The 12,543-nt window shown below is 49.1% G+C and carries 13 protein-coding genes; 7 read left to right on the top strand and 6 right to left on the bottom strand.

Annotation, left to right across the window (positions count from 1 at the left end):
• Together NZ772_04770 and leuB are read left to right on the top strand one after the other, a co-directional pair.
• Positions 1–720 (top strand): glycosyltransferase (locus NZ772_04770; protein MCS6812872.1); only part of this gene is annotated, 720 nt, incomplete at its 5' end.
• A gap of 51 nt (positions 721–771) precedes the next feature.
• Positions 772–1,857, top strand: a complete 1,086-nt coding sequence (leuB, locus tag NZ772_04765) for a 3-isopropylmalate dehydrogenase (GenBank protein MCS6812871.1) — start codon at positions 772–774, stop codon at positions 1,855–1,857.
• On the opposite strand, the gene NZ772_04760 is transcribed toward leuB, so the two are convergent.
• Positions 1,849–2,187 carry a phage holin family protein gene (locus NZ772_04760; protein MCS6812870.1) on the bottom strand — a complete coding sequence of 113 codons (339 nt, stop codon included), beginning with the start codon at positions 2,185–2,187 and terminating at the stop codon, positions 1,849–1,851. The genes leuB and NZ772_04760 overlap by 9 nt on opposite strands.
• A gap of 298 nt (positions 2,188–2,485) precedes the next feature.
• On the opposite strand from NZ772_04760, the gene NZ772_04755 reads away from it, so the two are divergent.
• The 3 genes from NZ772_04755 to ilvN all read left to right on the top strand — a co-directional run bounded on the left by NZ772_04755 (position 2,486) and on the right by ilvN (position 5,240).
• A complete protein-coding gene (locus NZ772_04755; GenBank protein MCS6812869.1) occupies positions 2,486–2,992 on the top strand; it encodes a DUF2062 domain-containing protein in 507 nt (168 codons plus the stop codon).
• 28 nt (positions 2,993–3,020) lie between these two features.
• Positions 3,021–4,388 carry a thioredoxin-disulfide reductase gene (gene trxB / locus NZ772_04750; GenBank protein MCS6812868.1) on the top strand — a complete coding sequence of 456 codons (1,368 nt, stop codon included), beginning with the start codon at positions 3,021–3,023 and terminating at the stop codon, positions 4,386–4,388.
• 333 nt (positions 4,389–4,721) lie between these two features.
• Positions 4,722–5,240: an acetolactate synthase small subunit gene (ilvN, locus tag NZ772_04745; GenBank protein MCS6812867.1), complete on the top strand. Its 519-nt coding sequence runs from the start codon at positions 4,722–4,724 to the stop codon at positions 5,238–5,240.
• A gap of 309 nt (positions 5,241–5,549) precedes the next feature.
• On the opposite strand, the gene NZ772_04740 is transcribed toward ilvN, so the two are convergent.
• Positions 5,550–6,455, bottom strand: coding sequence for an MBL fold metallo-hydrolase (locus NZ772_04740; protein ID MCS6812866.1), 906 nt, complete (start codon positions 6,453–6,455; stop codon positions 5,550–5,552).
• A 590-nt stretch (positions 6,456–7,045) separates the two neighbouring features.
• Entirely contained in the window at positions 7,046–7,870 is an 825-nt protein-coding gene (surE, locus tag NZ772_04735) for a 5'/3'-nucleotidase SurE (GenBank protein ID MCS6812865.1), read from the bottom strand.
• Positions 7,871–7,962: 92 nt separating this feature from the next.
• On the opposite strand from surE, the gene pheS reads away from it, so the two are divergent.
• Positions 7,963–8,967, top strand: coding sequence for a phenylalanine--tRNA ligase subunit alpha (pheS, locus tag NZ772_04730; protein ID MCS6812864.1), 1,005 nt, complete (start codon positions 7,963–7,965; stop codon positions 8,965–8,967).
• A gap of 22 nt (positions 8,968–8,989) precedes the next feature.
• Positions 8,990–10,189: an aminotransferase class V-fold PLP-dependent enzyme gene (locus tag NZ772_04725; protein MCS6812863.1), complete on the top strand. Its 1,200-nt coding sequence runs from the start codon at positions 8,990–8,992 to the stop codon at positions 10,187–10,189.
• A 77-nt stretch (positions 10,190–10,266) separates the two neighbouring features.
• Here NZ772_04725 and NZ772_04720 read toward each other — a convergent pair whose 3' ends face one another.
• The 3 genes from NZ772_04720 to NZ772_04710 form a co-directional block, all read right to left on the bottom strand.
• On the bottom strand, positions 10,267–10,674 hold the full coding sequence (locus NZ772_04720; GenBank protein ID MCS6812862.1) for a fasciclin domain-containing protein: 408 nt from the start codon (positions 10,672–10,674) through the stop codon (positions 10,267–10,269).
• Between the two features lie 55 nt (positions 10,675–10,729).
• On the bottom strand, positions 10,730–12,025 hold the full coding sequence (locus NZ772_04715; GenBank protein MCS6812861.1) for a CO2 hydration protein: 1,296 nt from the start codon (positions 12,023–12,025) through the stop codon (positions 10,730–10,732).
• A gap of 98 nt (positions 12,026–12,123) precedes the next feature.
• Positions 12,124–12,543 (bottom strand): NAD(P)H-quinone oxidoreductase subunit D4 (locus tag NZ772_04710; protein MCS6812860.1); only part of this gene is annotated, 420 nt, incomplete at its 5' end.

Raw genomic sequence — 12,543 nt, 5'->3', positions numbered from 1 at the left:
CTCAACGGCATTGACTACGATGTCTGGAATCCTGAAATTGATCGCTTTATTCCACACCACTACACTAAGGACACCTTTGAGCTGAAGGCACAAAATAAGAAGGCGCTGCGCGATCGTTTACTGCTTCAAGATGTAGATAAACCCATCGTTAGCTACGTTGGTCGCCTAGACGACCAGAAGGGCGTTCACCTCGTCCACCATGCCATCTACTATGCCCTCAACCGAGGAGCACAATTCGTCTTACTGGGAACGGCAACTGAAGCCAGTATTAACAACTGGTTCTGGCATGAAAAACGGCACTTGAACGACAACCCTGATTGCCACTTGGAACTAAGCTTCAATGAAGAGTTATCCCACTTGATTTATGCAGGAGCCGATATCATCGTTGTCCCTAGTAACTTTGAGCCTTGTGGCCTAACGCAAATGATTGGGTTGCGCTATGGCACAGTACCCGTTGTTCGGGGCGTAGGTGGCTTGGTTAGCACTGTGTTCGATCGCGACTATGACCAAGAACACGAGCCAGAAGCACGTAATGGCTATGTCTTCTTCCAGACCGATGCCCATGCCTTGGAATCAGCCATGGGGCGGGCGATCGATCTCTGGTATCAAAGCCCCAAGGAATTTCAACAGCTTGCCATCCAAGGTATGGCTTACGACTATTCCTGGAAAAACCCCGGTGATCAGTATCTAAATGTCTATGAGTACATTAGGCATAAATAGATACAGATATTTCCAACATTCAGGATCCATTAATACCCATAGGTTAAGAGAATGACCCAGCACTATCGCATTACGCTCCTTCCTGGCGACGGCATTGGCCCAGAGATTATGGCCGTGGCTGTTGATGCCTTGAAGCAAGTCGGCCAACAGGCTAATTTAACCTTTGAGTTTCACGATGCATTGATCGGTGGGTGTGCCATTGATGCTACTGGCAATCCGTTGCCACCAGAAACTTTGGAGCTATGCCGTCAAAGTGATGCGGTGTTGCTAGCGGCGATCGGCGGTTACCAGTGGGACAATTTGCCCCGCCACCAACGCCCAGAAACTGGCTTGTTGGGTCTGCGAGCGGGTCTAGGCTTGTTCGCTAATCTGCGTCCTGCCAAAATTTTGCCCCAGTTAATCGATAGTTCTACCCTCAAGCGCGAAGTGATTGAAGGCGTAGACATTATGGTGGTGCGAGAACTAACAGGGGGCATTTACTTTGGGCAACCCAAGGGTATTTTTGCCACGGAATCGGGGGAAAAGCGGGGTGTGAATACCATGGCCTACACTGAAACAGAGGTTGATCGCATTGGTCGAGTCGCCTTTGAGACGGCCCGCAAGCGACGGGGCCACCTTTGCTCCGTAGACAAGGCAAATGTGTTGGAGGTATCTCAACTCTGGCGCGATCGGATTACTCAGTTAGCGGCTGACTATCCTGACGTTACGTTAACTCACCTCTATGTAGACAATGCCGCCATGCAGCTAGTCCGCAATCCTCGACAATTTGACACAATTGTTACAGGCAACCTATTTGGCGATATCCTTTCAGACGAAGCCGCCATGCTTACGGGCAGCATTGGCATGTTACCATCTGCAAGCTTAGGTGCCTCTGGCCCTGGGGTATTTGAGCCTGTACATGGTTCTGCTCCTGACATCGCCGGTCAAGACAAAGCTAATCCCCTAGCGCAGGTACTGAGTGCAGCCATGATGTTGCGCTACGGCCTCAATCAGCCAGCCGCTGCCGATCGGCTTGAACAGGCTGTAACTACCGTCTTGGAGCAGGGCTATCGCACTGGAGACATTATGGCTGAGGGGATGACCCTAGTAGGCTGTAAAGCCATGGGCGAAGCCCTACTAGCAGCCCTATCAGCGTAACAAGCGGTTCAAAATTGCAGAGACGATCGCAATCCCTAAGGAGCCTAATACTGCCGGAATAAAGCCCCGTACCCTAAACTTAGGTGTGATCGACCCTGCTAGCCATAGCATCAACGGATTAACAACTAACAAAAACAAGCCCAGTGTAACAACAGTAATCGGGATTGTCAGCGCCACAAAGACTGGCTTGATAAACGCATTTACCAATCCAATGAGGGCTGAACCTATAAACGCTGCACCCAGGCTCTCAATCTCAATACCTGGAACAATGTAGGAGGTAATTAACAATGCCGCTGTTGCCAATACCCAGGTTATCAACAGATGACTCATAGCCTCTCCTCCGGTACCTTTTAGAGTTGAGCAATACAATCTCACGGCTAAGCGTGTAATACCGTGCAATACTAGATGGGTAGCTAACAGATGCACCTAACCCAGTTCCATAACGATGCCGTAGACCATTCGTCAATCTAGCAAAGGCTGCTAGCTCTTGTACTACCGTTGCAGGTTATTACCTCACCATTCTAGCCCTACTTGGCTAGATTCTGAGACAAGGCTGTGAACAGTATCTACCCCTTTTTGTAGTGTGCTGACGTGTAATGCGCTGAACTGCTAGATTATGCATCCTCCCATGGCACCTGCACAACGCTTGCCTCGACCGCCCAAACCAAAATCCTGGAGACGACGTTGGCGTTACTACTACTGGAAACTAGTGCGGCTACGCAGCACCCCAGAGAGCATGGCACTAGGATTGGCCATGGGTGTTCTAGTCGGCATGATTCCCCTATTTGGGATGCAATCTCTGCTGTCTATTGGATTGGCGACCTTGGTAGGGGGCAACAAATGGTTAGCCGTATTAGGAACCTGGATTAGTAACCCAGTGACCGATGTGCCTTTGGTGCTGCTGAACTTTCGTCTAGGGCAATGGCTCCTTCGCAATCATAGTATTGTGGATCTTCGTGTTGAGTCTTTTCAGGATCTCGTTAATTTAGGAGGTGAGCTAGTCACCGTCCTGATCACTGGCTGCTTAGTAACAGGAACAATCAGCGCCATAGTTACCTACGTGGTCAGTATTCGTCTATTCCGGCGAATGCGAGCACGGTATCATCGGCAGAAAAACCGCCGTGGGCTATACTAAGACAAAGTGGTTATGGGTTTGAAGCAGCATGACAAGCCCGGTTGTAGAAAATTTGGTAATTATTGGTTCTGGGCCGGCTGGCTACACAGCAGCTATCTATGCCGCCCGCGCAAACCTCAAGCCCTTTGTGTTTGAAGGCTTTCAGGCTGGCGGTTTGCCCGGTGGTCAGTTGATGACGACAACTGATGTAGAAAATTTTCCTGGCTTTCCCGATGGTATTACCGGCCCGCAACTAATGGCACGCATGAAGGAACAAGCAGCGCGCTGGGGGGCTGAACTGGTGACCGAAGATGTTACAGAGGTAGACTTTCATCAACGTCCGTTCGTGATCCGATCGCCACAACGCACAGTGCTTGCCCATAGCGTCATTATTGCCACAGGTGCTACAGCAAAACGCCTGGGATTGCCCTCTGAGGAAACCTACTGGAGTCGAGGCATTTCTGCCTGTGCCATCTGCGATGGCGCTGCTCCCCTGTTCAGAGGTGTAGAATTGGCGATCGTAGGGGGAGGTGACACCGCTGCCGAAGAAGCCATTTTCTTAACCAAATATGCCTCTCAAGTGCACCTGCTAGTGCGTCGAGATGTCATGCGGGCTAGCAAGGCCATGCAAGATCGAGTGCTCAATAATCCTAAAATCGTTATCCACTGGAACACGGAGGCAGTGGATGTGTTTGGTGAACACGGACAAATGCTAGGTTTACGGGTTCGAGATACCAAAACAGGTAAAGAGCAAGATCTGCCCGTTCGTGGGTTGTTTTACGCGATCGGCCACACTCCCAATACTCAACTGTTTCAAGGACAACTAGAGCTAGACCATGCTGGTTACATCGTGACCTATCACGGCTCTACTAGAACTAGCGTAGAGGGGGTGTTTGCGGCTGGTGATGTGCAGGATCATGAGTATCGACAAGCCATTACAGCGGCTGGTTCTGGCTGTATGGCAGCACTCCTTGCCGAGCGATGGCTCTCTGCCCAAGGGCTAAGTCAAGAATTTCACCAATCAGTTCCAGTCCCAACTGACTCACTAGCACAACCTGCAGAAACACCAACCAGTGATGAGCCAGTCTTTGATGCCAATGCAACCCGCCATGTTGGTGGCTATGCCCTACGAAGGCTATACCATGAGAGCGATTTGCTGATCATGGTTAAGTATGCAGCTCCTACCTGTGGCCCCTGCCACACTCTCAAACCCATTCTCAACAAGGTAGTGGATGAGTTTGAGGGCAAAATCCACTACGTTGAGATTGATATTGAACAAGAACCTGAAATTGCAGAATCGGCTGGGGTAATTGGCACACCAACAGTACAGTTTTTCCGCAACAAAGAACTGGTAGGGGAATTGCGGGGTGTCAAGCAAAAGAGCCAATACCGCCAAATGATTGAACAGCACCTGTAGATTAAGCATTTGTAGTAGTTTGTTAGGCGTTGCTGAACGCCAATATGAATGGCCCTCATCCCCAACTCTTCTCCCCAGGGAGCAAGGTCAGGGCGGATGCAACCGGTACAGTGCGGATGTCCGGTACTGTCACAAAAACTGTCCAGAGTATTTCTTGAATCAAAATGCTAGATAATGATGGGATAATTGAACACAGCAACGTTGCTACACTCTGCTAAGCAAGCTCTTGTCAGTATCATTAGTTGCTGAATATCCTGACTACTGATGCTAGGCAAAGGCTAACGCTCTGTAATCATTTGTAGTTATTCTATTTACCTTTAGTCTCTACTCACAATGAAGCATACTCTATCTGTTCTGGTTGAAGATGAAGCAGGGGTATTAACCCGAATAGCTGGATTGTTTGCTCGTCGAGGTTTTAACATTGAAAGCCTAGCGGTTGGCCCAGCAGAACAGATGGGGATTTCTCGGATCACGATGGTAGTGCCTGGTGACGATCGCGTCATCGAGCAACTAACCAAGCAACTTTATAAGTTGATTAACGTTCTCAAGGTACAGGATGTTACGCAAATACCCTGTGTGGAGCGAGAATTAATGCTGTTAAAGATGACGGCTACCAGTTCCACGCGATCGGAAATTATTGAATTAGCGCAAATCTTTCGAGCACGAGTTGTAGACATTTCAGAAGATTCGTTGACCTTAGAGGTAGTTGGCGACCCTGGAAAAATGGTGGCCATCGTGCAGATGCTAAACCGATTTGGCATCCGAGAAATTGCTCGCACGGGTAAAATTGCTCTCACTCGCGAGTCAGGCGTAAACACCGAATATCTCAAATCACTAGAAGCAAAGCTGTAAAAGAATTCCGATTTGGCTGAAACCGGTGCTAAACTCAGCACCTGAATCTAGCACGAAAATCTAGAGGCACTAGTGAAAGGAAGCTGATTCGAGGGAGTAATTGGGTGCATCCCAGTTGTGTAGCCCTCACCCTAAAGCCCTCTTCCAAGCAGGGAGAGGGACTTCCAATCCGGCCCCTCATCTCCCAACCCCCTGTTCGCAGGGGGCCAAGGGGCTGGAAGAGGAGGGCTTATTTGCGTGCGTAAGTAGAATGTACCCAGAGTAATTTTTTCAAGGCGGACAATAGTTCGATGCCAATTGAAAGAACGATCAGACCGAAATGGGTTGATCTATATCCTCGGAATGCTTGGAGTAAGAAGGGGGGACTAATTGAAGACTCATGCCTTCTCTAGCTACCAGCGCGTTGGGAAACACTAGCGCAGCCTGCTCACCTACATCGTCTAAGAATGCATCGTTATGGAGTGGATCATGGTGAAAAATAATAAGCTGCTGAACATTAGCAGCTTTTGCCACCCGAACTCCTTCCTGCCATGTTGAATGACCCCAACCAATCTTGCTAGCTTTCTTGGAGTAGTACTCATCATCAGTATAGGTTGAGTCATAAATCAGTACATCAGCATTGTCTGCCAGCCGCAGAACGTTGTCGTCTAGTTTGCCATCTGCTAAATGTTCAGTGTCAGTAACGTAGGCAGCCGCATGACCTTGCCAATTGACGCGATAGCCAACAGCTTCTCCAGGATGGTTCAGCAATGCTGTATCTACAACAATGTCATCATCAAGATATATAGACTCGCCAATTTCGATATCGTTAAAGGTCATAGCAGCACCCATAATTCTCAAGGGCACAGGGAAGTTAGGGTGGTGCATTTGCCCCTCAAGGCGATGTTCAATGCTCTCACCATTAGGCGCGATCGCTCCGTAGATATTAAAACGGTTACTAGGGACAAACGCCGGAGCAAAAAATGGAAAGCCCTGAATGTGATCCCAATGGGAATGGGTAAAAAAGATATGGGCCTCAAGCGGCATCTTAGACAATAGGTTTTGACCCAACACGCGCAGCCCCGTGCCACCGTCAAAAATTAGTCGCTGTCCACCAACTAACATCTCAACGCAGGGCGTATTACCCCCGTAACGTACGGTCTCTGGCCCAGGGCAGGGAATACTACCTCTGACTCCCCAAAAATTAATCGTGAATTGATGTTGCTCAACAGACATGAATCACATTCCAAGGTTGTAAGGTTCCAGTTGGCTGTGCCCAGAAATAGAAGTTTTCAAGCTGTGTTCACTACAATAGGGATGCTAACTGTGCCAAAGCGTGATAGGACATATTACTAACTTAGTTTGCTATTGGGGAATCTGCAAGGGGTTAATTAACTACACTGAACAGCTAAGCATTAATCATTACTCAATACTATTAACTATATTTAACTATAGTTCAGAGAAAACAATTGGTTAACAATTGGTTGGACAATATCGTTGAAGAGCACAGGTTAGTAGCTCGTCTGGATGTGGATTGCACAAGTGTAAGGCTGGTTAGACTGATATTGGTTTCTAGGATTATAGAGCTTAGATTATGATGGGCAGTTACAGTTCTAATGCTTAGTTTGTTTTTACGATCGCGATCGTGACATCAGGGGTAAATCCCCTCAGGGGTGAATGGTTTTGGCAGAGCACGTAAACATAGATTATTTTTCACCCAGAATTAAACCATTCAGGATAGTTAGAAGGTCAACTCTACTCTAAGAAGACCCAAGAAGCTGTCTCAAGGAGCTTATTAGTTCACTAGATATCTAGTCCACTAGAGACTAGTCTGCTGGGTTTTGTTCAATGTATCCTGCCCTAAAGTCAGCCCGGTAGGACTGGATAATATCCATATCTTGAAAGCTCGTTAGGTTGTAGTGCAATGGGGTGATTGTTACACATCGCTTGCGAATGGCTTCCACATCAGTAGGATAAGGATTTAGGATGTCGGTAGGTTCATTCGTCAGATCTTCTAACACTTCGCCTGCTAACCAGTAATAGGTTTTCCCTCTGGGATCAAGGCGCTTTTGAAACAGATCAATATAGCGACGAATGCCTTGACGAGTGACGATGATATCTTGAATTTCCTGAAGGGGAACGGGGGGAATGTTGACATTGAGCAATAGTGGGCGGGTGGGTAATTGTTGGCCCAGGTGGGTAACGATCGAGCAGGCAATGCACGCAGCAGGTTGAAAATCCTTAGCTGTGTAACTGGTGAGACTAAAGGCAATACTAGAAATACCCTCGATCGTTCCTTCCATAGCGGCTGAGACAGTGCCAGAATATAGTACATCTGTTCCTAAATTAGCCCCGTGGTTAATGCCAGACAGCACCAAATCAGGAGGCTCTTCCAACAACGCGCCCAAGGCGAGCTTGACACAATCAGCAGGGGTACCAGAACAAGCCCATGCTTTGACGTGGGGATGAAAGACAGATTCCACAACCTCGGCTCTGATTGGCTCGTGGAGAGTGAGACCATGCCCTGTAGCTGAGCGCTCTCGATCAGGACACACCACTGTTACCCGATGCCCCGCCTCTGCCATCCTGTTGGCTAGGGCACGAATGCCATGGGCAAATATGCCATCGTCGTTACTAATCAGTAGTCTCATGCCGTTACTGAGGAAATTGATTCGGTTCTATAGGATACTGGCAGACTATTATGGCATTATGAAGGGCATGACATCGGCATTGAACAACACCCATGACAACGCAGACAGGCAGTTTGGAAGCGCAACTCACAGCATTAAACCAATCGGCACAGGCAGCGATCGCAGCTATAACTACCCTAGAGGAACTAGAACAACTCCGAATTCGGTATTTGGGTAAAAAGGGTGAGCTGTCCCAAATTTTGGGTGGCATGGGTAAACTCTCAGCCGAAGAGCGTCCGCGTATTGGTATGGTGGCCAACGAAGTCAAGGAGGCCGTGCAAGGAGCGTTGGAAGCTAAGCGGACAGCTCTACAAGCAGCTAAGATTCAGGCCCAGCTAGAGTCTGAAACGATCGATGTAACCATGCCGGGCATCTATCGTCCCCAAGGGCGAATCCATCCACTCAATAGCACCCTCGACCGCATCATCGATATTTTTGTGGGTTTGGGCTATACCGTTGCCAACGGGCCAGAAATGGAGACTGATTATTACAATTTTGAGGCGCTCAACACCCCGGCTGATCACCCCGCGCGGGATATGCAAGATACCTTCTATCTCCCCGATGGGAACTTACTGCGATCGCAGACCTCCTCCATCCAAATTCATTACATGGAAGAAAATGACCCACCCATTCGGGTTGTTGCCGCTGGGCGCTGCTATCGTCGTGATACGGTTGATGCTACGCACACTGCTGTTTTTCACCAACTAGAAATCCTAGCAGTGGATGAGAACCTGACCTTCACTGATCTCAAGGGCACCATCAAGGTATTTTTGTCTCAGCTTTTTGGTGACGAGTTGCCTATTCGCTTTCGCGCTAGCTATTTTCCCTTTACTGAGCCGTCTGCGGAAGTGGATGTACAGTGGCGTGGGCGCTGGCTAGAGGTTCTGGGCTGCGGTATGGTGGATCCCAACGTGTTGAAGGCTGTAGGCTATGATCCAGAAGTGTATACTGGTTTTGCTGCTGGACTGGGACTAGAGCGGCTGGCAATGGTGCTCTATCAGTTAGATGATATTCGCCGTCTTTACAGCAGTGATCTTCGCTTCTTGAGACAGTTTTAGCGATCGTCCCTCGCCGTGGCCTATGGCTCATCGCCCCATTTATCTAGACTGTCACAGCACTACTCCCCTTGATCCCCAGGTATTTGAGGCGATGGTGCCCTACTTTCTAGATTACTTTGGTAACCCTGCAAGCGTTACCCATCAGTACGGCTGGGAAGCCGAAGCAGCGGTCAAACGTGCCCGTACCCAATTAGCTGAGGCCATCCACTGTCAACCTGAAGAGATAATTTTTACTAGCGGTGCTACGGAAGCCAATAACCTAGCCATTAAAGGGGTAGCGGAAGCCTATCTGGGTAAGGGGCGACACCTAATTACCGTGGCAACAGAACACAACGCGGTGTTGGATCCATGTCGCTACTTAGAAACCTTGGGATTTGAGGTGACGGTGTTGCCTGTGCAATCTGATGGCTTGCTAGATGTGGCGCAACTAGAGCAAGCAATCCGTCCAGATACAATTCTGGTATCAGCAATGGCGGCCAATAATGAAATTGGTGTGCTCCAGCCACTAGCAGCGATCGGAGCGCTATGCCATGATCGGCAAGTGCTCTTTCATACCGATGCTGCCCAAGCGATCGGTAAAATTTCCTTGGATGTGCAGGCTATGCACATTGATCTAATGTCCTTAACTGCCCACAAAGTCTATGGCCCTAAGGGCATCGGAGCACTGTATGTGCGTCGGCGCAACCCTAGAGTGCAGCTAGCAGCCCAATTGCATGGTGGTGGGCATGAGCGGGGGCTACGATCGGGCACATTATATACCCCCCAGATTGTAGGCTTTGCCAAGGCAGTGACCCTAGCCCTCAGTCAGTTAGACTCTGAAACTGAACGGATTAGATTCCTTCGCGATCGCCTCTGGCAACAGATTAGCACGGCTCTCTCAGCGTCATCCGCTCTCCCTAGGGTTTATCTAAATGGACACCCCACGCAACGGTTGGCGGGCAATCTCAATATCAGTATTGAGGGAGTCGATGGACAGGCACTTTTGATGGGTCTGCAACCAATTGTGGCTGTTTCCTCTGGCTCAGCCTGCACCTCTGCTAAACCGGAGCCGTCCCATGTCCTGCTAGCATTAGGACGATCGCCAAACCTAGCCTTCGCTTCCCTACGGTTTGGTATCGGGCGCTTCAACACCCTAGAAGAAATCAATCAAGTGGCTGAGGCGGTAATCACTACGGTGCGATCACTACACCACTCAGCATCTTCCTATGGAAGCTTAGGGTAAATTGTGCATAGCTAAACCTTACTGGGTCAAGCATCACTGGCGAACCAGTTACGAGATTCAGTCTTAGTGAGAAATAATCAGACTTGTCCCATCAAGATGACCCGATCAAGCACGTGAATTACCCCATTGTCAGCTTCAATATCCGCAGCTAACACTGTGGCATTTTTCACCTCAAAGCCATCGGATGTATCGATGGGAATCGGCGAACCTTCGACCGAGGTAACCACCCCTAGTTTTTCTAAGTCAGCCTTCAGCAATCTACCTGGAACCACATGGTATTTCAGAATCCGCGTCAGTTGCGGAATATTTTGCACCAAGGTCTGGATAGTGCCAGGGGGCAACTTGGCAAATGCCTCGTCATTGGGAGCAAACACCGTAAACGGCCCCGGACTCTTTAAAGTCTCCACCAGTCCAGCCGCCTGCACAGCCGTCACCAATGTTTTAAATCCGTCGGCGCTCACGGCAATATCGACAATATCAGCCATAGGATTACCTCATCTTGGTCATGAATCGTTGGTTAACATGTAAGCGACGGACAGGCTAGCGATAGTCTTGACTTTGAATAGCCCGGAGACGAGCTTCTGGACGCTTGAAGCGATCGAGTTGACTCTCAAAAAAGCGACGGTTTGCCATCAAGTGCCTAGGATTGGGGTCATCAAGGGGATACAGCAAGGCAGTGCGCAGAGCTTGGATAACAGCAGACGTAACGTTATACATTGAGCGCTGGAAGCTAATACCCAGTTGCACAAGCATGTCATCTTCACCACGACAATGCTGCTTGTAATAGTCCACTAAGTAAGGGGGCAAAAAGTGCAGCATGTCTTGCATCAGCAATGTAGGGGGAATGCCAGCAGACCCTACAGGAAACACATCCGCATAGAGAATGCCATAGTGGAAATCTTTCTGGTCAGCAGGAACTTGGCCAGCTTGGGCGTTGTAAGATTTAGTGCCTCGGAAGGGAGAGGTGCGATAAAACACTGCTTCTACGTAGGGTAGGGCCGCTTCGTAGAGCCACATAAAGCCCTTGGATTTGGGAATGATTTCGTAGCACTCGCCCCGAATGTAGACATGATGGTAAATGGGTCGGCCTGCGATCGCAAAGATGCCGTTCACCAAGAAGTTCATGGCCTCAGGTACAGTTGTCAGCTTGCCTTCGTCGTAGAGATCCGACATTTCAAAGAACACTGGAGCCATAATTTCCCAGAATAGGCCCAGGTTGGCGTAGTACGACATCTCGCGTACCTGTTCGATGAACATATCAGGGAAGAGCTTGTACAGCCCTAGCATCAGAGGATTGCCTTGGAAGTATGCACGAATGGCACGATCAGCATTGGCTTTATACTCATCACTGTCTAGGTAAGGGTCAAACAGGCCACCCATGCCCCGATGCCAGAGCATTGCCCGCATACATTCTTCAGCAAACTCCATATTGATGCGATCGTGCCACAGGTGATGAAATAGCTTGGGCAACTTCTGCTTTAACTCACCCTTTTCCATGAACTCTAGTAACTCCGGATGAGCGGTTGCTTCTCCTCGCCAAATCCGCAGGTCAGCATCATCACCAGCATAGTGATTGTGAAGCTCCAAGTATTCTTTAGGCAGAAAATATTTGAAGGCAGGTAAAGGATTCAGAAATACCCGCTCGGCGATATAGAGCAAATCTCGCCAATAAAAATCCATGGGAACAGCATAGGCTTTGTAAATGCCGATGATTTGCATGAGGTTTTCAGGCGTATCGGGCAACATTGAGCCACCTGCTTCTAAACGGTGAACCACATCGGCGAATTCGTGGGTCGAGGGTGGAAGGCGGGTTTGAGAGAGGGTTGCTACTGTCATAGGTTGTTATTTGTCGGTTGCTATCTATGGGATTAGGGATGAACTATTCAAACGGTTACTGCCACGGTGCCAATACATGGCACTGACTATGGTGATGTCTACCGTGGCGATGTCTGAGTTGTGATTTGGGCGATCGCAGGCTGAGTGATCGAGGGAACAGCAGCCACCATTGACCGCGTTGTAGCTTCACTCCATCGCACTAGCCAAGTGGGTTGTACACCCAAGAAGAAAATGATGGCAGCCAAGATTAGAGCTGGGGCTTGTTCTCGTAGCTCCACCTTGGGAAAGTAGGCGATCGCGTTATCCAGCTTGCCAAAACAGGTACGGTTCAGCAGAATTACGAAATACACGGCAGTCAAGGCAGTACCTACCACGCAGAGTAAGGTCTGAATGGGGAAGACCGAAAAGCTACCCTGGAATACCAGAAACTCAGACACAAAGCCCATTAGTCCAGGAATTCCAGCACTAGCCATACCTCCCAAGACTAGCAGAGCACTAATCATCGGCAACCCGCGAAT

The organism is Cyanobacteriota bacterium (assembly GCA_025054735.1).
Lineage (GTDB): Bacteria > Cyanobacteriota > Cyanobacteriia > SKYG9 > SKYG9 > SKYG9.
The sequence above is the reverse complement of the archived record's forward strand: the minus strand, read 5'-3'. Positions and strand labels throughout refer to the sequence as shown.

Excerpts from the sequence above, each read along its gene's own strand:
- leuB (MCS6812871.1), top strand. The coding sequence starts at position 772 with ATGACCCAGCACTATCGCATTACGCTCCTTCCTGGCGACGGCATTGGC.
- NZ772_04715 (MCS6812861.1), bottom strand. The coding sequence starts at position 12,025 with ATGACAGTAGCAACCCTCTCTCAAACCCGCCTTCCACCCTCGACCCAC.
- NZ772_04755 (MCS6812869.1), top strand. The coding sequence starts at position 2,486 with ATGGCACCTGCACAACGCTTGCCTCGACCGCCCAAACCAAAATCCTGG.
- trxB (MCS6812868.1), top strand. The coding sequence starts at position 3,021 with ATGACAAGCCCGGTTGTAGAAAATTTGGTAATTATTGGTTCTGGGCCG.
- NZ772_04740 (MCS6812866.1), bottom strand. The coding sequence starts at position 6,455 with ATGTCTGTTGAGCAACATCAATTCACGATTAATTTTTGGGGAGTCAGA.
- NZ772_04760 (MCS6812870.1), bottom strand. The coding sequence starts at position 2,187 with ATGAGTCATCTGTTGATAACCTGGGTATTGGCAACAGCGGCATTGTTA.
- NZ772_04725 (MCS6812863.1), top strand. The coding sequence starts at position 8,990 with ATGGCTCATCGCCCCATTTATCTAGACTGTCACAGCACTACTCCCCTT.
- NZ772_04720 (MCS6812862.1), bottom strand. The coding sequence starts at position 10,674 with ATGGCTGATATTGTCGATATTGCCGTGAGCGCCGACGGATTTAAAACA.
- ilvN (MCS6812867.1), top strand. The coding sequence starts at position 4,722 with ATGAAGCATACTCTATCTGTTCTGGTTGAAGATGAAGCAGGGGTATTA.
- pheS (MCS6812864.1), top strand. The coding sequence starts at position 7,963 with ATGACAACGCAGACAGGCAGTTTGGAAGCGCAACTCACAGCATTAAAC.
- surE (MCS6812865.1), bottom strand. The coding sequence starts at position 7,870 with ATGAGACTACTGATTAGTAACGACGATGGCATATTTGCCCATGGCATT.